The sequence below is a fragment of the Epilithonimonas sp. genome (genome assembly GCF_056329745.1).
In genome coordinates, this window is sequence record NZ_JBWEYV010000005.1 from 68,937 (window position 1) to 88,538 (window position 19,602).

Consider the following 19,602-nt stretch of genomic DNA (forward strand, 5'->3'; position numbering starts at 1 on the left):
CCTGTATTGCGCTTTGTCATTGCTTTCTTATCTCCATTAGCGTCATCATTATTCGACAGAGCTAATGGTGACACAATTCTTTTTCCGGATTTATAAAGCCGTTGTTGCAATATTTGTGACCACTTCATCCTTATGTTTTTCCCAGTCAAAAGACACGATAAAGGAACGACAAATTTTCCCGGTCAGCGTTTACAAAAAGAATTTTAAAGAAATTCTACCTGCACAGACCTTGTCTGGTGAAGAATTACAAAAACTCAACAGCCATTCTGTTGCCGATGCACTTCGTTATTTCTCGGGTATCCAGATCAAAGATTATGGCGGAATTGGCGGTCTAAAAACCATTAATATCAGAAGTATGGGCAGCCAGCATGTGGGCGTTTTCTATGATGGAATACAGTTGGGCAATGCCCAGAACGGGCTGGTAGATTTAGGGCGTTTTTCGTTGGATGATATGGAGGCCATATCATTGTATAACGGGCAAAAATCTGATATTTTCCAACCTGCCAAGGACTTTGGCTCTTCCGGTTCGATTTATCTACAGCCAAAAGTTCCTTCTTTTAAAAATAAGCGAAAAACCAATCTTACGTTACGGCTTAAAAATTCCTCTATTGAACTTTTCAACCCTTCCTTCCGGCTAGAGCAGAAGATTTCGGAAGCGGTTTCAGCGAGTTTCAGTTCAGAATTCATACAGAGTAACGGCGTTTACAAATACCGTTACTATAAAAAATACCCCGATGGCGAAATTGCTAATGATACGATAGCCAAAAGGTTCGACTCCGATATCAAAGCCAAACGGTTTGAAACCACACTTTATGGCACACTGAACAACGGCAGCTGGAATGTTCGTGGATATGGCTATATTTCGGATAGAGGAATTCCTGCACCTGTTGTTAATAACGGATTTGGAGAAAAAGGCCAACGAATGAGAGACGAGAACTATTTTGTTCAGGCCAATTTTGTAAAAAAAATATTCCCAAAATTAGAAACACAGTTTAAAGCGAAATTTGCTTACGATTATACCCGTTTTATGGACACCGTTAAAAGCTCCAGGGTTTTGCGTGTCGATAATTCTTATATCCAAAGGGAAGTTTATCTCTCCTCTTCCAACCTCTACTCTATCACGCCAAACTGGGATTTGAGTGCCAATGCAGATTTCCAGTATAATAACCTGGATGCGTACGGAACGGGGATTTATAATTTTTCTTTTCCTGTAAGATATACATCTTTACTCGCTTTGGCGACAACTTACCAATGGAAACGACTGAAATTTTTGGGAAGCGTATTGGGGACTTTTGTTACAGAAGACGTGGCAATGAATACCAAGTCGCCAGATAAAAATGAATGGACACCTGCTGTTTTTTTGAGTTATCAGCTTTCCAAAGATTTTACTTTAAGGGCATTCTATAAAAATATGTTCAGGATGCCGACCTTCAATGATCTGTATTACACGATTATTGGAAACACCGCCCTGAAACCAGAATATGCCAAGCAATACAATTTTGGTTTCACGTATCAGAAATTTTACAACCACTCTATTTTTAAAGGGTTTTATGCCAAAGTAGATGGTTACTTTAACAAAGTTAAAGACAAGATTATCGCTGCCCCGAACGGCAGTATGTTCCGATGGACAATGATTAACCTGGGGCAGGTAGAAATTATCGGGACAGATGTGAATGTACAGGCAGAACTGGATTTGGGAAAAGTAAAACTAAAGCCTTTATTGAGTTATACCTACCAAAGCGCCCAGGATTTTACGGACCGGGGCGAGTCTTATTTTGGACATCAAATCCCTTACACACCGTGGCATTCCGGGACTTTTTCATTAATGTCGGATTATAAAGACTGGTCTTTCAATTACAGCTTTGTTTACGTGGGTGAGCGTTATGATGTTAATCAAAACAATATCGCGGTCAACTATGTACAACCTTGGTACACGCACGATCTATCGGTTCAGAAAAAAATCAACTGGAAAGACCACCAGTTTAGGGTTAGTCTAGAAGCTAACAACATCCTGAATCAATATTATGACGTGGTTCTTAATTATCCGATGCCAGGCCGAAATTTCAAACTCATTTTAAGTTTTAATTTATGAGAATAACGAAGTCTATCATATTGCCGTTAATGCTGTTGTTTCTGGTTTCATGCCGCACGGATGATATCATCCCGAGAGAAGAAACCGTTGCTGGGCTTACTCCGCCTGAAAATACAGCAATTAAAGGTTTTTACCTTCTGAACGAAGGCAATATGGGCACCAATAAATGTACGCTAGATTTCTTTGATTATACCACTGGTACATACCACAGGAATATCTATGCAGAAATTAATCCCGAGGTGGTAAAAGAGCTTGGCGATGTGGGTAATGATATCAAAATCTACGGCAGCAAAATGTATGTGGTAGTGAATGTCTCCAACAAAATTGAAGTGTTAGATGCCAAAACTGCTAAGAGGATCAAAACAATCCAGCTTCAGAATTGCCGCTATTTGGCATTCAGAGGTGGTAAAGCCTATGCCAGCAGCTATGCCGGTCCTGTTTCCTTGGATCCCAATGCACCCATTGGCAAGGTGGTAGAGATCGACACCTTATCATTAGCCATCCAAAGAGAAGTGACGGTAGGTTATCAGCCAGAAGAAATGGCGATTGTGGGACAGCAGCTCTATGTTGCCAATTCTGGAGGTTACCGGTTCCCGAATTATGACAGAACAGTTTCTGTGGTTGATTTAAATACCTTTAAGGAAACCAAGAAGATTGATGTGGCCATCAACCTTCACCATATCGCTAAAGATGATGATGGTGATCTATATGTCAGCTCCCGGGGAGATTATTACACTGTACCCTCGAGTCTTTTCCTGTTAGATTCCAAAACTGGAACTGTCAAAAAAAACTTTGGTGTGGCTGTGAGCGAGATGACTATTGTAAATGGCAAACTGTACTTCTATGGTAACGAATTTAATTACAACACACATTCTTACACCAAATCCTTTGGCATCATAGATGTGAAAACCGAACAGATTATTTCCAAAAGAATTATTGACCAAGACTATGCTGATGCTATAAAAACACCTTATGGTATCGCCGTGAATCCGATTACTGAAGACATTTATATGACCGACGCACGAAATTATGTCTCAACAGGATTTGTGTATTGCTTTGATAAAAATGGAAAATTCAAATGGAAAACGGAGGGCGGCAATATTCCCGCGCATTTTGTTTTTCTTTATAAATAAGTGGTTATTGATTAAAATTTTAAAATTTGATATTCAGTATTTTACGATTGTAACAAAGAATTATATTAATTAAACTTATGAAAAATAGTAACGTTTTAAAAATCGCATTATTTTCATTATTTCTGTTGGGAATAATTGCGTGTAAAAGCGACAGGGATGAAGAAACCGGAGTTTTACAAGATTCTTATTCGGTTGATCGTTCAAAAGTTCTGAACATTGTTCCGAAAATATCGGGAAATGCAAAACTAACGTGGAGCATTAATGATTCTATCATCGCTGAAAGTTCTGCTTTAGATTTTATCAGCCCCTATTTAAGATCTTATTCTTTAAAGCTAAAAGTTGATAATAACGGGAAAACCACTTTTTACACCTCCAAAATCATCATCAATAAGGAAGCGAAGCCCTACAGCAAATACATTTCCAATGTTTTCGATTTCCGCCCGGCAGTTGGGCAATTTATCAATGAAATCCCCGAATATGCAACGGGAAATAGTGCTGGAGATATGATTATCAAGGCACGGCAGTCTTTGGTGGGTTCCAACTCAACAATGGTTTCTTTGGGTGGTTACGGCGGTTATGTGGTTTTTGGGTTTGATCATACCATCCCGAATCTAGCAGGAAGAGATTTTAAAATTCTCGGTAATGCATTTTGGGCAGACCAGGCTAACCATTCTAGAACGGGAAGTTGTGAGCCGGGGATTATCCTAGTGGCTTACGACAAAAACAAAAATGGGAAACCCGATGAGGACGAGTGGTATGAAATTGCCGGGAGCGAATATTTTAAAAATACCACTGTCAAAAATTACAGTATTACTTATTATAAACCAAATGAAAGTAAGCCTGCTGTTCCCGGAACTATGCCGTGGCAGTTAAATACGCAATACGTTCAATGGCAGGACAACCAAGGAAAGTCAGGTTACAAAACAAAAAATTCTTATCACAAACAAAGTTATTACCCATTATGGATTTCTGAGGCCTCTTATGGTTTTACAGGAACCAAGCTTGCTGATAATTATTACGATCAAAACGGCGCTGGAAATTATTGGGTAGGAAGATCCTATGACTTTGGTTATGCAGATAATGCCCCCAATAATGATGACGCCTCTAATATCGATATCTCTTGGGCAGTAGACAAAAACGGAAATTACGTTAAGCTTCCGGGGATCGACTTTGTAAAAGTCTATACCGGAATCAACCAGGAAGCCGGGTGGTTAGGAGAAGTTTCTACGGAAGTGGCAGGCGCATATGATTTATATTTAAAATAATATTCGAAAACAAATAATTCTTAAAATCAATTAACAATGAAAAAAATTTACCTTTTTATGATGCTGTTTCTGTTTGCATTTATCACAAATGCACAGATTACAGTCCAGGGATTTTCTAGAAATGATCTTGAAGGAAAATTTCATCAAGAAAATCAGGAAAAAACGACTGATTTTACATTTGATGATGTACAATATTGGGTGGGAACTGGTTCTAACCGAGCCGTTATGGTGGTTCAGTGGAACGACTCCAAAAACCCAGATGCTTTAGTCTGGGGATTCAGATGGGATGGAGAAGCGAAGGCAGAAGATATGATAAAAGCTATTGCAAAGGCAGACAAAAGATTCTACTCATTAATGTATTACTCTGGACCGGGACTGGGAACCGCATTGGGAGGTTTAGGTTTTGACAATGATGGTAAAGGGATTAAAGGTCTGTACAAAAACCATGATTTCGCAAATCCGTTTTATCCAGAAAATGGTGTTATAAATACCTCCACTTATGATTTTGATTCTTTTTCTGCCATTGATACCAATGATAGATGGCAGGCGGGATGGAAAACAGAAGGGTATTGGTCCTATTGGGTAAGAAGTAGCGCACAGGCAAAATTTTCATATTCTGGTCTTGGGATTTCCAGTAGAAAACTTAAGGATGGTTCTTGGGATCTATGGAATTTTAATGTTAAATTTAAACAAGCTCCAACTGCGACGACCTTCACCGCTGTTTCTACACCTCCAGTAGAATATACACAAGGTTATTTTATGATAAACGAGGATTGGTTTGGCCACCGAAACGGCTCCCTTAACTTTATCACCAATACCGATGAGGTTATTTACCGTCCTTATGCCACCGTTAATAATAATGGGGCATTTGGTGCCACCGCACAATTTGGTACGATATACGGAGGAAATCTCTATGTAGTATCCAAACAAGAAAGTGACGGAGGAGATTCAGAATCGAACGCTGGTGGAAGATTGGTTGTCGCAGATGCAGTTACTTTGGTTAAAAAAGCGGGTTTTGATAATATTGGTGGCGGAGATGGCAGGTCTTTCTTAGGTGTAGATGAACATACAGGATATATTGGAGCTTCCAACGGTATATACCTTTTCGATATTGATCATCTTTCTGTAGGTAATATAATATCCGGCACAGGTGGTGGCGAATTGTATGATGGGCAAATAGGTAATATGATTAGAACCTCGCAATATGTTTTTGCCATTAAACAAGATTTAGGAATCTTTGTTATTAATCCAAAAACACATACGATTATCAAAACAATTGAAGGTGCTTTCAACAGTATCGTTCAGGCAAAAGATGGCAGTGTTTGGGCGATACAAAGTACAAAGCTGGTGAACATTAATACTATTGATTTTTCCACCACAAGTTACGATCTCCCTTCCGGAAAAGATTATGACGGAAGTTGGGGAGCCTGGAATGCTGGAACATTAACTGGAAGCATCAGCGAAAATGCCTTGTACTACTTTCCAATTATTGGATGGTCGGCAGACTCTACATTAGTAAAATTTGATGTTGATTCCAAAACTTTTAACACTGATTACTTGAATATACAACCTCTAGATCCTGATGAATTTATTTATGGCGCCGGCGTAAGAATCAATCCAGCAACGAATGATTTTATCATCACTACAACAAACAGCTACACAAGTGACCAGATCTATCGACATAGTAAAGAAGGAGTGTTACAATCATCAATTAAACTGAATGAAAATTATTTTTTTCAGGCAATGCCTGTTTTTCCTGATAATGCAGTACCATTGGTAAGCACTACTTTTCCTGCACAAGTGACATTGAACGAAACCAAAACCATTGATTTGAAAAGTTTGGTATCAGACCTTGACAATCTTTCCACTGCCATTGTGAAAAGTGTAAAATCCAACAGCAATGAGACAGCAGTTTCTGCGGAAGTGAATGCCAACGACGAATTAGTACTGACTCCAAAGGATGCGGGAACAGCTTATGTTGTTTTAAGTTTTAACTCCAATGGTAAGGTAGTTGAAAAAACTTTAACCGTTATTTCTTCTTCGCTGGCCGTAACATCAGACTACAAAAAACCTGAACTGAGCATCTATCCAAATCCAGCAACAGACGTTGTGACCATCAGGACGCAGGATAAGATTAGCGCCATCATATTGTATGACCTCAGCGGGAAACAAGTTGATGCACCACGCCACGATAATCAGATTCATGTGACGCATCTACCTAAAGGAACCTATATCCTACAGGTGAAGACCGAGCAAGCTGTCTATCAGCAGAAGTTTATCAAACAATAACATGAAGCGAGCCTTTCGGCTCGCTTTTTTTTTCAAGTTTTTGCTCAGATGGTTTAAGACTGCCAGCAATGGCGTGTACAATTCTTGTTTGCTTTATTTCTATTTTCTTATTTATTTTTCCTGTGTTTCTACTTTTCTCAAAAAAAGACATCAGCAGATATTTTATAGTGATGTACTTCCATTATTCTATATTTTATTGTTAAGCCCCATCCATCCACCTCCGTTGTAAACTTTGGTGTAGCCGTTATTTTTCAGGATTGCTTTTGCCGATGCGCTTCGCATTCCGGACGCACAGCAGGTAATAATGGTTTTGTTTTTGTCTTTCAGTCTGGAAAGATTCTGCGGAAGTTGATCGACCGGAATATTTAATGAATTGGGAATATGCCCCCCCGCGTACTCACTTTTACTTCTCACATCCAGGATGACGGCTCCTTCTTTCATAAGTCCGGCATAGTCGGTTTTTTCCAACCCGAACAGGTTTTTGATTGCCTCTAACATTTTAATTGATTTTTAAATTGATAGTGCAAATTTAGAGCTGCCACAAAAGCCGGTCAGTGATGTAAGTTACAATAGGGTAATTTTGTTTCGGGAAAGTTGGATTTGGCCATCGGTTTCAATGTGTTTGAGTACGCGGCTCACTGCTTCGCGTGTAATCCCCAATTCGTCAGCCAACTGTTGATGGGTAACTGAAAGGGTTTTGGATTTATATAATTGGGCTTTTTGATTGAGCAGGTGCATCAATCGAGCATCTACTTTCTGGAATGCAACGGCGTTGACTACGCCCAGCAAATCCTCGAACCTGCGCTGGTATAAACCGAAAATAAAATCGGTCCATTCCGGATATTTTTTCAACCAGTCTTTGGCCTGCTTCAGAGAGATCATTAAAATTTCCGCCTCTTCTTCCACAACAGCTTTTACTTTGGATGTACCCCGGGTGAGACCGGATAAAATGGAAGAAATGCAGCTTTCGCCGGGCGTTAGATAATAAAGAAGGATTTCTCTCCCGTCTTTATCCGTCCGCGTCACCTTGATGCTACCCGAAATCACCAAAGGAATATAATTGATATAGGCATTGATATCCAATATAACGCTTCCGGCAGGAAACACTTTAAGATGGTCATTAGATGCTATTTCTTTTCTAAATTCTGGGTCTGATATTTGACTGATATCCATGTTCAAATATAAAGATACAATCATCATCGCCAATGTATTAGGCAAATTTTTGTTCATAACATTATTAATCCCCAGCTTTCGAAGTTTTCCTTATTGGCCTATGTAGGCCTTTTATTAATATAATGCAGACATACCTCCTCAATTTTTTTAGAACGTTTATAAAAAATACAAGACAGCACTCATAAATCCCGATATATTAATATCTTTGCCCTGTGAAAAAATGCCTGGCCATTGTATTACTTTCATTATACCTCTGTTCCACAACAGAGTTATACCAGTTTTTGAAGGTGCCCATTCTTATTGAGCATTTTATAGAGCATAAGTCGGACAATCCGGCCATGAGTTTTTACGGTTTCCTGAAACTTCACTACGACCACCATGTAAAAGATGCCGACTGGCAGACCGATCAACAGTTGCCGTTTATTACGCACCACGATTTGCCAACGATGGTTTTCACGCTTCATGTACCGTACAGCATCGATTTGAAAAACTTACATTTACCAGTTGCCGTTCACAAGATTCCCGCTTATAATGACGAATTCTCTGACAGGGACATCGTTTCATCTGTCTGGCAGCCTCCCAAGTTCTGTTAAGATTTGATATTGATGATTTCCAATCATCCTTAGTTTTTGACTATTACCCATTACACTGCGCCGCTGCGTGGATGTCTGTATGGTGCATTATGCCGAGTCAAAAACAATTTTTCATTTTTTTACGATTAACAGAATTAATTATGCTTACGAAAATCATTGAGTTTTCTGTCAAGAACAAACTCATTATAGCGCTTCTGATTCTTGGATTAATTGGTGTCGGTTCCTATCAGGTTTCCCAATTACCTATAGATGCCGTGCCCGATATTACAAACAATCAGGTGCAGGTTATTACCATTGCTCCGTCATTTGGAGCAACCGATATCGAACGTCTCGTCACTTTTCCCATTGAGCAGGCCAACTCCAACATTGCCGGCCTCAAAGAAATCCGCAGTTTTTCACGTTTCGGATTGTCGCTGGTGACCATTGTTTTTGATGATGGCATCGATGTCTACTGGGCGCGCCAACAGGTAGCAGAGCGATTGCAACAGGTTCAAAACGAGATCCCACAAGGTATTGGCACCCCCGAACTAGGGCCAATCTCCAGCGGTTTGGGAGAAATTTACCAATATGTAGTGCGCCCTAAAAAAGGTTTTGAGCAGAAATATAACATTACCGAACTGCGAACCATACAAGACTGGATTGTGCGCCGGCAGCTGCTACAAGTAAAAGGTGTGGCAGAAGTCAGCAGTTTTGGTGGCAAGCTCAAACAATATGAGATCTCGGTAAAGCCCGATCAACTCAATGCCTATCGTATCACTATTAATGATGTTTTTGAAGCGCTGAATGCCAACAACCAGAACACCGGTGGCGCTTATATTGAAAAGGGACCTACGGTGCTGTATATCCGCAGCGAAGGTTTGGTAGGTAGTATTGAGGACATTGAAAATATAGCCATCAACAACAAAAATAATGATGTCCCGCTATTTATCCGCGATGTAGCCGAGGTTAAAACCGGCTATGCCACGCGTTATGGGGCCATGACCTACAACGATCAAGGCGAAGTCTCGGGAGCTATTGTTATGATGCTGAAAGGCGCCAATAGCAGTCAGGTGATCAAAGACGTGAAAAGCAAAGTCGCACAAATACAAAAAACACTGCCCGAAGGTGTGGTGATAGAGCCCTTTCTCGACCGCACGAAGATGGTAAACCACGCCATCAGTACAGTAGAAACCAACCTGATGGAAGGTGCCCTGATTGTAGTCTTTGTACTGGTTATATTTTTAGGAAATATTCGCGCCGGGATATTGGTTGCATCTGTTATCCCGCTGGCGATGCTGTTTGCCATATGTATGATGAACCTTTTTGGGGTAAGTGGTAACCTGATGAGTTTAGGAGCCTTAGATTTTGGGCTTATCATTGATGGGGCCGTCATAATTGTGGAGTCGGTACTTCATCAGATAATGCTCCACAAAAAGCTCCGTCAACTTACCCAAATCCCTAACGATGATATGGACAGCTTGGTGACAAGCTCTGCCGGCCGAATGATGAACAGCGCTGTTTTCGGACAAATTATTATTTTAATCGTTTATATTCCGATCTTAACATTGCAAGGAATCGAAGGAAAAATGTTCCGCCCCATGGCAGAAACCGTAGCTTTTGCATTGCTTGGCGCCTTTCTGCTGTCGTTAACGTACATTCCGATGATGAGTTCGGTATTGCTGCGAAAAAGAAGCATCAAACCATCGTGGTCTGATCAAATGATGAAAAAAGTGGAGGCTCTTTATTTAAGATTGTTGCTTAAAGTGCTGCGCATCCCCAAGACTATTTTCAGCATTATTGGGCTCCTTTTCATTGCTGCCGTTATTCTGCTCAGCAGAATGGGCGGTGAGTTTATCCCCTCCTTGGAAGAAGGCGATTTTGCCGTGGACACGCGTGTACTGCCTGGCAGTAACCTAAGCACTACCATAGAAAGCACTCAAAAAGCAGCCCATATCTTGAAAACCCGCTTCCCCGAAGTTGAAAAAGTGGTAACCAAAATCGGTAGTGGTGAGGTTCCCACGGATCCCATGCCCATGGATGCTTCTGATATGATGGTGATTTTGAAGGACAAAAAAGAATGGACTTCTGCCACAACATTCCCAGAGCTTTCCGATAAAATGAGTAAAGCGCTGGAAGACGTACCCGGCATTACCGTGGGTTTCCAGTATCCTGTAGCCATGCGTTTTAACGAATTGATGACCGGCGCAAGGCAAGATGTGGTGATTAAAATCTTTGGTGACAACCTAGATTCTCTCGTACAAAACGCAAACCGACTCGGCAAGATTATCGAAACCGTAAAAGGTACACAAAACCTTTATATAGAACCCGTGTCGGGACTTCCGCAAGTGGTTGTTAAGTATAACCGTCCGGTGATTGCACAATACCACCTCTCGGTGGCGGATATCAACAGGGTCATCAACAGTGCTTTTGCAGGCCAGAGTACCGGACTGGTTTTCGAAGGCGAAAAGCGCTTTGATATGGTTGTACGCCTCAACGCTAATGACCGAAAAAATATCAATGATATCCGAAAACTGCTAGTTCCAACCCCATCTGGTAACCAAATCCCACTCAATCAACTGGCCAGTGTGGATGTTGTACAGGGTCCCAACCAGATCCAGCGAGAAAATGCCCAGCGCCGTATTGTTGTAGGTTTCAACATCAAAGACCGCGATGTGCAAAGCATCGTTGATGAATTGCGGGGAAAAGTTGATCAAAGGATCAAGCTTCCTGCCGGCTACTCGATTACCTATGGTGGTTCTTTTGAAAACCTAAACAATGCCAAACAAAGACTGATGATAGCCGTGCCACTTGCCCTGGCACTGATATTCGTGTTGTTGTTTATGGCCTTCAAATCAATCAAAGAAAGTCTTCTGATTTACACAGCCATTCCGTTGTCCATCATTGGAGGAGTCTTCCTGCTGAGTCTGCGTGGGATGCCTTTCAGCATCAGTGCCGCTGTGGGTTTCATTGCTCTTTTTGGCGTCGCGGTACTGAACGGGATAGTACTAATTTCGGAATTTAACCGCCTGCACAAAAGCGGCATCCGCAATATCGTAAGAATTGTTATCGATGGTGGGGAAAGCCGCCTGCGCCCTGTGCTGATGACCGCTGCCGTAGCGTCTCTCGGATTTATTCCTATGGCACTCAGCAATGGTGCCGGCGCCGAAGTCCAGCGACCGCTTGCCACGGTGGTGATTGGCGGGCTACTGCTGGCCACGCTGCTCACCCTATTTGTGCTGCCTCTTTTATATGTTAATATCGAAAATGGATTTAAAATGAAAAAACCAAAACATCAATATATCGCACCTATCATAATAATTTTGCTGCTACTTTCAGGAACCATAGTGAAGGCACAAACTCCTATTTCTCTGAACGACGCCATCAGTGTTGCCCTGCAAAACAACCGAAACCTCAACAATGAGAAACTGCGGTCAGACTATGCGAAGGCACTCATCAAAACGGCTACCGCTGATCTCCCTCAAACCAACTTTACCGCGGAATATGGTCAAATCAATAGTGCTTATAATGATATGAAATTTGGGATTACCCAAACTATTGCTTTCCCAACGGTTTACCAGAAACAAAAAAACTTATACACCGAGGAGTGGAAAAAAAGTCAACTGAATGTGTCACTCAAAGAATATGAACTTAAAAAAGCAGTAAGCCAAAATTATTTTCAGATGGTGTACTGGCTGCAGAAGATGAAACTACTGAATGAAACGCTGCAACTATACACCCAATTTTTGGATAAAGCCAGCCTGAGGCTGAAAGCTGGCGAAAGCAATATCCTTGAAAAGACCACTGCGTCCAACCAAAAATCAGCTATCGACATTCAGCTAAAGCAGGTTGCCCAGGAGCTGAACACACTGGAACTGCAGTTCCAGTGGCTGCTGAACACCGAAACCCGCTATGTTGCGACGGAGCATACTCCAGCCTTCCTTATAGATCAGGACTCCCCTTCCCATCCTCTGTTAAAAGTTCTTGAGCAGCAAAGGACGGTTACTGAAAAACAAACTGAAGCAGAGAGGTCCAAGTTATTACCAGGGCTACAAATTGGATATAATCTCAACTCCTTCAAAGGTACCGGCGCTGATGATCGCCTTTACACGGCTACGCCCCAGTTTCATTCGGTAATGGTGGGTGTGGGTATCCCTCTGTTTTCTAGTGGTCAAAAAGCAAGGATCAATGCCTCCAAATTAGCGGAAAATATTGCCGAACATGATTGGCGCAATGCCGACGTGGCACTAAAAAATAGACAACAACAGCTGAAACAGGCCTATCAAACCAATATGGAGATCGTAAACCGGTATGAAAGCTCTGAACTTAAAAATGCAGAGGTAATCACGCGGACAGCTCAACAGCAGTTCCAAAATGGGGAGATCAACTATTTGGAATTTGTGATGCTCATCAACCAAGCTGTCACCCTTAAAAGTAATTATGCGGATGCCCTTCTAAAGCTTAACGAAAGTGCTGTTGAGCTCCAATATTTGACGCTCCCATAGTATTCTATCCCAACATTAATTCCCCTAATTAATTATAATACAATGAAAAAAAACAAGATATATTACCCTTACATTTTTCTTTTGCTGGCACTTTTCTCTGCCTTGCAATGTCAAAAAAAGGAAGATAAAAGAGCTAACCCAACCGCACAAACCAAGCCTAAAGATGACACTACAGTTAGTCTCACGACCGCCCAGTTGCGCAATGCTCCCATTGAGATGACGGAGTTGTCTATGCAGCACATCTCAACGGTATTGAAACTGAACGGAAAAATCGACGTACCGCCTCAAAATCTGGTTTCGGTGAGTACTCCATTAGGTGGCTACCTTAAAAGCACGGCGTTGCTGCCGGGGATGAAGGTGTCTAAAGGCGAGGTGATTGCCGTTATTGAAAACCCACAGTTTGTCCAGTTGCAGCAGGATTACCTGATGGCCAAATCCAAATACCACTTTGCCGAACTAGACTATAACCGCCAGAAGAAGCTGAACCAGAGCCAGGCTAGCAGTGACAAGGTGATGCAGCAGGCCCAGTCTGAGATGACCAGCCAGCAGATCCTGATGAGCTCGATAGCCCAGCAGCTGCAACTGGTGAATATCAACGCATCTTCGGTTTCGGCGGGCAATATCAGGAGGAGCATCCCGGTGTACAGCAGCATCAACGGTTTTGTAAGCCAGGTGAATGTGAACATTGGCAAGTATGTTACCGCGTCGGATGTCCTCTTTGAACTTATTAACCCTTCTGACATTCACCTGAATCTGAGGGTTTACGAAAAAGACCTGCAAATGCTGAAAAATGGTCAACGGATCGTAGCGTATACCAATACGGATCCTTCAAAAAAATATGCCGGAGAAATTTTGCTCACCAGTAAAGATGTAGATGCCAGCGGTATTGCTGATGTACATTGCCATTTTGAAGCCTATGACCCTACCCTTATCCCTGGCATGTATATGAATGCAGAAGTGGCTACCCAAACCTCTTTTGCCAATGCCGTTCCCGAAGAAAGTGTGGTAGATTTCGAAGGTCAAAGTTACGTCTTTGTAGCCATCGGAAAACAAAGCTGGAAGATGATGCCTGTAACGACAGGAACTTCTGAAAACGGTTATATAGAGATCCTGAACTATCAGGCATTTAAAGGAAAGAAAATCGTAACAAAAAATGCCTATACCCTTCTGATGAAACTTAAGAACACTGGAGAGGATGAGGATTAGCAGCCATTGTTTTTACCACTAACAGCCATTGGCACTTTATGATCCAGAATGCGCATTAATTGTAAAAGATATCATAACTTTGATTCCGCAACGGTGATTGGCGGTATTTTTGTTGTCGCTGAGACATCTTAAATTATTATTATGAAATACTTATTTATTGTTATGCTATCATTTTTCGGATTTACGAAGAGCCAGGCGCAGGCCCGGTCGATTCACAGTTTTAAAGTAGAAGCCTTAGACGGCTCCACGATAGATTTTTCCCAGTTTAAAGGAAAAAAAATCCTTGTTGTGAATACCGCATCCGAATGTGGTTTTACACCTCAATATGCGGATCTGGAAAAGCTTTATGAGGCCTATAAAAACAAGCTGGTTGTTGTGGGCTTTCCTGCCAACAACTTTGGTGGGCAAGAACCCGGCAGCAACCATGAAATCTCTACATTCTGCCAGAGAAACTATGGTGTACAGTTTCCTATGGCGGCCAAAATTTCGGTGAAAGGCAAGGATATTGCACCGATCTATCAATTTCTGACTGAAAAAAAAGAAAACGGTGTAAAAAACACAAAGATCCTCTGGAACTTTACCAAGATCCTTCTTGATGAGAACGGGCATGTGATTGACAGTTTTATCAGCACCACCAATCCGATGAGTGAGAGCATTACCAAATATCTGAAATAAATTATTTTGCATCCTTAGAATGATGAATATATACTACTACGCCGCCCAACTGATCATCTGCAGAGGTATTTTTAAATGAAAAATGATGAGTTGGCTGGTGAAGCTGGTAGGAAAATCTATGCGGATATTTGAAATAAGTAAAAGCATTTGAACAGAGAAAGGTCAAAGTAAATCTAGAGGGCTTTTTACAGATGATTTTTTAACATCGCTGATATGCGTATAGATCTGTGTTGTTTTTATAGAATTATGCCCTAGAAGTTCCTGAATAAAACGAATATCAGCACCACAATCTAGCAGATGAGACGCATAACTGTGCCTTAAGCCGTGGATACCGATAGTTTTATTGATTCCGGCTTTTCTCATGGCATTTTTGAAAACGGACTGTACACTCCGTACAGAATAAGGCCCGCCATATTGCCCCTCAAACAACCATTCTTTTGGTCTATAAGCAGCGTAATACTGGCGAAGCAACTCCAAGACCGATTCGGGAAGATTGGTATAACGGTCTTTTTTACCCTTCGCGCCACTAATGTGCACTAGCATATCTTCGGAATTGATATGTTCTACTTTTAGGTTAACGATTTCGCTCACCCGAAGTCCCATGCCATATGATAGCTTTAGCATAAGAAGGTGTTTGGTATTGTTGGTGTTAACAAATATTTTTTTAATCTCGGCCTTGGTTAATATTTTGGGCAGCGTGGCTGGTGTTTTTGGTCTTGGGATATCAAAAAACATCCTCTGCCGGTGCAAAACCTGTTCAAAATAAAATTTGATGGCATTAATACGAGTATTTAGATGCCGCTCTTTTATATCTTCTTTTTTAACACAATAGAGAAAGTAATCTTTTAATCGTTGTTCCGTCAAATCTTCTACAGGATGAGTTTTTAATGTAATTAGAAGGTGGGCAAACTCTGACAAATAATTTTTGATGGTTCGTGGAGAATAAGCTTTCAGCATCATCTGATCAATATATTGCTGAAAAGCAGATTGATTAATAGGATGTATTTTACCGAATATTCTTTGTCCCCATTCTTTAGGTGGCAGTTTTAAAACAGTTCTGATGGAAGGTAAATCTGGCAAATACCAACATATAAGTGTACGACTCCATCTCGCACTGGGAAATCTTTGTTTGAGATCATGAATCAACCTTTGGTTATACGGAAAACGGACAAAAATAATCTCTTTACCAAGATGGGATCCAAAAGAAAACTGATAGTCTGAAAAAACCATTGCGTAAAACTTATTGATTATTACCAAACAAATATAGTAAAATATTGCTATTCTATATAATATACGCACTTATAAATATTCATAACCAATTAATATACTGCACATTGTCCACTTACATTACTTTTTACTTATATATCTAAAAACTTTCGTATATTTGGGTGTTATCTGCAATATTCACAAAAACCCGTTAAAATACAATGTTTGGAAAATTAAAATCTCTTGCAAATAGCGGCATTCAATCCGCCATATCTTCTATTAGTAATAATGAAGAAATTACTACTAATATTGTAGAAAAAATTGTTTCAATTGATTATTTGGAAGCAATAGAATTTATTAATCAGAACGAATCAATGATTCCTCAATCGGAAATAATTCTATCAACTTTGTTGACTTTAAATAATGCTTCCAATGAATATCATTTCAAAGACGAAAATCAAAATACAAATCAATATTTCTTAACATCTCTTGTAAATAATATTGATGCCCAAAAAACTGTTGTAGCATTAGAACCAGTTGTAAAATTGATTCCATTTGGCGGAATTATTTTATTTGTGTTAAAAATGATTGTTAAATTCAAAAAATAAAAAATGTCAAAACTTTACAACGTAACCATTAAAGGAACTGGATATTTAAATGGAAATATAAATATTAATAAAACTGTTCAACTCGATGAAATTGTAGCTAGAAAATTTATTGGAGGTGACAGAGATGTTGCAATAATAGAATTATGCAGACAACATTACCCTGGTGTTAAAGTTGAAAAAGGAAGAGTTTCAGCAAATGTAGTTCCGACAAAAACTGAAACAAATACAAATTCTCCATCAAAAAATAATTTGCAAAAACAATCTTCAACTGTTTATTTAAGTGGAAGCGAAAATAGTTTTAATGAATCAAAAGAAAAAAAACAAAATAATTCCTCAAATTTTTCTGGTGGAAATTTGTTAAAATCTGCTGGTTCTTTTGCTTTAGGTTCTATTACAAATTCTGTAATGAATGAAATAAATGGAAACATTGAAGAAGAAAAAGAAAGAAAATTAGAGGTAAGAGAATTCAAGAATAAAAGAAATGAAATTATTTCTACTGAAATTCCTGATGATAAAAAAAGTGTTTTCAAATATGCAAATAATTTAATTGCAGAATTAAAAAGTTCTGGCTGGTCTGATGGAGAAAATCACAAAAATGAATTTGCAAATGCTTGTTTATCTAAAATTGAACAAAGCAAATATGTTTTAATTGGATTAGGTGCTGTAAATGAAGCGAATTATTTAGACAATGAAATTAAAAAATTAAAAAGAAAAAAATACACTCAAAAATATTTAGCAATTTCATTAGGAGCTGGTTTTATTGCTGTAATTTTTATATTGTATTTACTCGGTATAATTCACGATTAAAAATACTGCAGATAACAGTGTATTGGCAAAATGCGGGGTTTAAGTCTGAATTGATAATCCACAGCTTTTTTGCCGCCGCTGCTTTTCAATTCCACATTTTTTTGTAATTTAGTTCCATTGAAAAAGCATCGGCTTCGTTTGGGCTTTCTTGAACTAAAGTTCTTCGAATGCCCGCACTTCGCCAATACTTTTTCCGTTATATGCAATGCTATCAGAGTGGTCAAATAATCAAGATTTCTGAAAATAAAGAACTGAATTTTAGAAAAAACTCAAAACCTTTCCCAACTCAAAATTTATTCTTTTTTCCAGCACCTTTTTTTGCCAACGCACATCAGCACATTTGCAAAATTCCAACGCTAAATCAACAACCTATTTTGCAAAAGAGCTGATTTTCCATTCTTTTATGAAACACTTACTTTGAAATTTCATTATTTTTGTACATACTTTTACAGAATGAATCACTCAAAAATAAAATTTTTAATATTTCTTTGTCTTACAACATTCTGTTATGGTCAACAAAAACTAGATGAAAAGAAGTCTAAAAATTTTGAGTATTACAAAAAACTGCTGAATACAAATTCGAATAACTATAATAGTAATTCACAAGCCCTTCTTCAAAATGCTCAGACTTCTAATGAGAAATTTTACGCCAATTATATTATGGGTGGAATGAAGTACAGAAATGGTTTTTATATTCAAGCAGTCTATTATTATGAAGAAGCCGAGAAAATAGGAAAGAATATTGATTCAATAAGTTTACAAATGTCATATATCAATGGTTTGGTTATGTCATACAGAAGAGCAGGTCTTACTGAACAATCAAATGATGCTTGGCAAAACTATATTAAACTACAAAAAGAATATAAAAATCCCTTCAAAGAAGCTGAATATTATTATAATCTATCCAAAATCTATGATATTGATGCGGATTATTGTAAAGCTTCTGAAGCTAGAATAAAATATTTAAGTTTAGTACCTTTAGACATTCAAAAAAAAGATCCTGATTACATTTTTGCAGTGTATGCCCAAAATGCTTTTACTCAAATGAAATGCGGTAATATTTTTGAAGCAGAGAAAAATATAAAAAAAGCAGATAACACAATACGTGATGTAACCATAAGGGAAAACTCATCGTTATATGAAATTTATGAATTAGCTAAAGCTCTATTAGCAGTAAAAAATGGAAAAAAAGAGCAAGCGAAAACTTATTTTTCTACTGCCTATTCGAAGTCTAAAATCAAAAACACTGTTGCTTCAACAAAACTTATTTTAAAAGAACGTCTAGTAGCAAAGATAGATTCACCAGAAGAACAATTATCTTTTGTTGAGGAAATAGATAAGATAACCCATAATGAAACCTTAAATACACAAGAGTTAACAAAATACGAAACGAGAAAGTCAAAAAATAAGATTCAAGAAGAGAAAAATAAAACAAGTATCAGTTTTGTTATTATTCTATTTTGTATTATAGGTTTGATATTTTTAGTTTGGTATAATAGACTTAAACGCAAGAAACTTACATCTGCTTTTCAAGAAATTATTGCTAGACTTGAACAGAAAAAAAATGTTAAAACAACAACTCTTTCAAAAACTAATGGGGAGTTTAGAGAAATTGAAAATGAGGATCAAATTATCAAGCAACTAAAGAATTTAGAACAAAAGAATTTCTTTTTAGCTCAAAACTTTTTAGCAACCCAATTAGCATCAAAACTTAATATCACACCAAGAAACTTAAGTTTTTTACTAAAAAAATACTATAATCAAGATTTTAATAATTATATGAATGATTTACGAATCGATTATTTCACTCAATTATTAAAGGATAATCCACAATATCGCAGATACAAAATTTCTGCTCTTGCAGAAATGTGTGGTTATAATTCGTACAATCAATTTGCATTAAATTTTAAGGCTAAAACAAAAATTTCTCCTTCACAATATATTAGTTATTTGGAAAAAGAATCAGATTAGTAATGAATTTTCTGTTTAAATAACTCGACTATTTGTTGCAAATTTCTTTAATAATTCCGTTTTTGTCTTCATTTTTATTTGTTTTTTCAAATTGTCTTAGTTT

General features: G+C 38.7%; 15 protein-coding genes. 11 read left to right on the forward strand and 4 right to left on the reverse strand.

Translation table 11 applies throughout. The features are described 5' to 3' along the window. The first annotated feature begins 64 nt into the window (after positions 1-64). From AC00Y6_RS05345 to AC00Y6_RS05360, 4 genes are all read left to right on the forward strand, one after another. A complete protein-coding gene (locus AC00Y6_RS05345) occupies positions 65-2,092 on the forward strand; it encodes a TonB-dependent receptor plug domain-containing protein (protein WP_474489587.1) in 2,028 nt (675 codons plus the stop codon). Continuing rightward, the gene (locus AC00Y6_RS05350) at positions 2,089-3,225 is read left to right on the forward strand and encodes a YncE family protein (RefSeq protein WP_474489588.1); all 1,137 of its coding nucleotides are present in this window, start codon (positions 2,089-2,091) and stop codon (positions 3,223-3,225) included. Before AC00Y6_RS05345 ends, AC00Y6_RS05350 begins: the two co-directional genes overlap by 4 nt. A 77-nt stretch (positions 3,226-3,302) precedes the next feature. Further along, the gene (locus AC00Y6_RS05355; RefSeq protein WP_474489589.1) at positions 3,303-4,490 is read left to right on the forward strand and encodes a cell surface protein; all 1,188 of its coding nucleotides are present in this window, start codon (positions 3,303-3,305) and stop codon (positions 4,488-4,490) included. Positions 4,491-4,526: 36 nt separating this feature from the next. Next, positions 4,527-6,779 carry a DUF5074 domain-containing protein gene (locus AC00Y6_RS05360; RefSeq protein WP_474489590.1) on the forward strand — a complete coding sequence of 751 codons (2,253 nt, stop codon included), beginning with the start codon at positions 4,527-4,529 and terminating at the stop codon, positions 6,777-6,779. On the opposite strand, the gene AC00Y6_RS05365 is transcribed toward AC00Y6_RS05360, so the two are convergent. The 3 genes from AC00Y6_RS05365 to AC00Y6_RS05375 all read right to left on the reverse strand — a co-directional run bounded on the left by AC00Y6_RS05365 (position 6,769) and on the right by AC00Y6_RS05375 (position 8,009). After that, entirely contained in the window at positions 6,769-6,930 is a 162-nt protein-coding gene (locus AC00Y6_RS05365; protein ID WP_474489591.1) for a hypothetical protein, read from the reverse strand. The two genes, AC00Y6_RS05360 and AC00Y6_RS05365, sit on opposite strands and share 11 nt — an antisense overlap. Before the next feature lie 35 nt (positions 6,931-6,965). After that, positions 6,966-7,277: a rhodanese-like domain-containing protein gene (locus AC00Y6_RS05370; RefSeq protein WP_474489592.1), complete on the reverse strand. Its 312-nt coding sequence runs from the start codon at positions 7,275-7,277 to the stop codon at positions 6,966-6,968. A 66-nt stretch (positions 7,278-7,343) separates the two neighbouring features. Then, positions 7,344-8,009, reverse strand: coding sequence for a Crp/Fnr family transcriptional regulator (locus tag AC00Y6_RS05375; protein WP_474489593.1), 666 nt, complete (start codon positions 8,007-8,009; stop codon positions 7,344-7,346). Positions 8,010-8,164: 155 nt separating this feature from the next. Between AC00Y6_RS05375 and AC00Y6_RS05380 the strand changes: the two genes are divergently transcribed. The 4 genes from AC00Y6_RS05380 to AC00Y6_RS05395 all read left to right on the forward strand — a co-directional run bounded on the left by AC00Y6_RS05380 (position 8,165) and on the right by AC00Y6_RS05395 (position 14,907). Beyond that, entirely contained in the window at positions 8,165-8,545 is a 381-nt protein-coding gene (locus AC00Y6_RS05380; protein WP_474489594.1) for a hypothetical protein, read from the forward strand. A gap of 140 nt (positions 8,546-8,685) precedes the next feature. Next, positions 8,686-13,026, forward strand: coding sequence for a CusA/CzcA family heavy metal efflux RND transporter (locus tag AC00Y6_RS05385; RefSeq protein WP_474489595.1), 4,341 nt, complete (start codon positions 8,686-8,688; stop codon positions 13,024-13,026). A gap of 42 nt (positions 13,027-13,068) precedes the next feature. Continuing rightward, positions 13,069-14,232 carry an efflux RND transporter periplasmic adaptor subunit gene (locus tag AC00Y6_RS05390; protein ID WP_474489596.1) on the forward strand — a complete coding sequence of 388 codons (1,164 nt, stop codon included), beginning with the start codon at positions 13,069-13,071 and terminating at the stop codon, positions 14,230-14,232. Between the two features lie 162 nt (positions 14,233-14,394). After that, positions 14,395-14,907 (forward strand): glutathione peroxidase, encoded by a 513-nt coding sequence (locus tag AC00Y6_RS05395; protein ID WP_474489674.1) that lies wholly within the window; start codon positions 14,395-14,397, stop codon positions 14,905-14,907. A 162-nt stretch (positions 14,908-15,069) separates the two neighbouring features. On the opposite strand, the gene AC00Y6_RS05400 is transcribed toward AC00Y6_RS05395, so the two are convergent. Then, the gene (locus AC00Y6_RS05400; protein ID WP_474489597.1) at positions 15,070-16,137 is read right to left on the reverse strand and encodes a tyrosine-type recombinase/integrase; all 1,068 of its coding nucleotides are present in this window, start codon (positions 16,135-16,137) and stop codon (positions 15,070-15,072) included. 197 nt (positions 16,138-16,334) lie between these two features. Here AC00Y6_RS05400 and AC00Y6_RS05405 point away from each other — a divergent pair, with 197 nt between their 5' ends. From AC00Y6_RS05405 to AC00Y6_RS05415, 3 genes are all read left to right on the forward strand, one after another. After that, positions 16,335-16,721 (forward strand): hypothetical protein, encoded by a 387-nt coding sequence (locus tag AC00Y6_RS05405; protein ID WP_474489598.1) that lies wholly within the window; start codon positions 16,335-16,337, stop codon positions 16,719-16,721. 3 nt (positions 16,722-16,724) lie between these two features. Further along, a complete protein-coding gene (locus AC00Y6_RS05410; RefSeq protein WP_474489599.1) occupies positions 16,725-17,528 on the forward strand; it encodes a hypothetical protein in 804 nt (267 codons plus the stop codon). Between the two features lie 453 nt (positions 17,529-17,981). Then, positions 17,982-19,499, forward strand: coding sequence for a helix-turn-helix domain-containing protein (locus AC00Y6_RS05415; RefSeq protein WP_448843960.1), 1,518 nt, complete (start codon positions 17,982-17,984; stop codon positions 19,497-19,499). The last annotated feature ends 103 nt before the right edge of the window (positions 19,500-19,602 follow it).

Excerpts from the sequence above, each read along its gene's own strand:
- AC00Y6_RS05345 (WP_474489587.1), top strand. The coding sequence starts at position 65 with ATGGTGACACAATTCTTTTTCCGGATTTATAAAGCCGTTGTTGCAATA.
- AC00Y6_RS05350 (WP_474489588.1), top strand. The coding sequence starts at position 2,089 with ATGAGAATAACGAAGTCTATCATATTGCCGTTAATGCTGTTGTTTCTG.
- AC00Y6_RS05355 (WP_474489589.1), top strand. The coding sequence starts at position 3,303 with ATGAAAAATAGTAACGTTTTAAAAATCGCATTATTTTCATTATTTCTG.
- AC00Y6_RS05360 (WP_474489590.1), top strand. The coding sequence starts at position 4,527 with ATGAAAAAAATTTACCTTTTTATGATGCTGTTTCTGTTTGCATTTATC.
- AC00Y6_RS05365 (WP_474489591.1), bottom strand. The coding sequence starts at position 6,930 with ATGTCTTTTTTTGAGAAAAGTAGAAACACAGGAAAAATAAATAAGAAA.
- AC00Y6_RS05370 (WP_474489592.1), bottom strand. The coding sequence starts at position 7,277 with ATGTTAGAGGCAATCAAAAACCTGTTCGGGTTGGAAAAAACCGACTAT.
- AC00Y6_RS05375 (WP_474489593.1), bottom strand. The coding sequence starts at position 8,009 with ATGAACAAAAATTTGCCTAATACATTGGCGATGATGATTGTATCTTTA.
- AC00Y6_RS05385 (WP_474489595.1), top strand. The coding sequence starts at position 8,686 with ATGCTTACGAAAATCATTGAGTTTTCTGTCAAGAACAAACTCATTATA.
- AC00Y6_RS05390 (WP_474489596.1), top strand. The coding sequence starts at position 13,069 with ATGAAAAAAAACAAGATATATTACCCTTACATTTTTCTTTTGCTGGCA.
- AC00Y6_RS05395 (WP_474489674.1), top strand. The coding sequence starts at position 14,395 with ATGCTATCATTTTTCGGATTTACGAAGAGCCAGGCGCAGGCCCGGTCG.
- AC00Y6_RS05400 (WP_474489597.1), bottom strand. The coding sequence starts at position 16,137 with ATGGTTTTTTCAGACTATCAGTTTTCTTTTGGATCCCATCTTGGTAAA.
- AC00Y6_RS05405 (WP_474489598.1), top strand. The coding sequence starts at position 16,335 with ATGTTTGGAAAATTAAAATCTCTTGCAAATAGCGGCATTCAATCCGCC.
- AC00Y6_RS05410 (WP_474489599.1), top strand. The coding sequence starts at position 16,725 with ATGTCAAAACTTTACAACGTAACCATTAAAGGAACTGGATATTTAAAT.
- AC00Y6_RS05415 (WP_448843960.1), top strand. The coding sequence starts at position 17,982 with ATGAATCACTCAAAAATAAAATTTTTAATATTTCTTTGTCTTACAACA.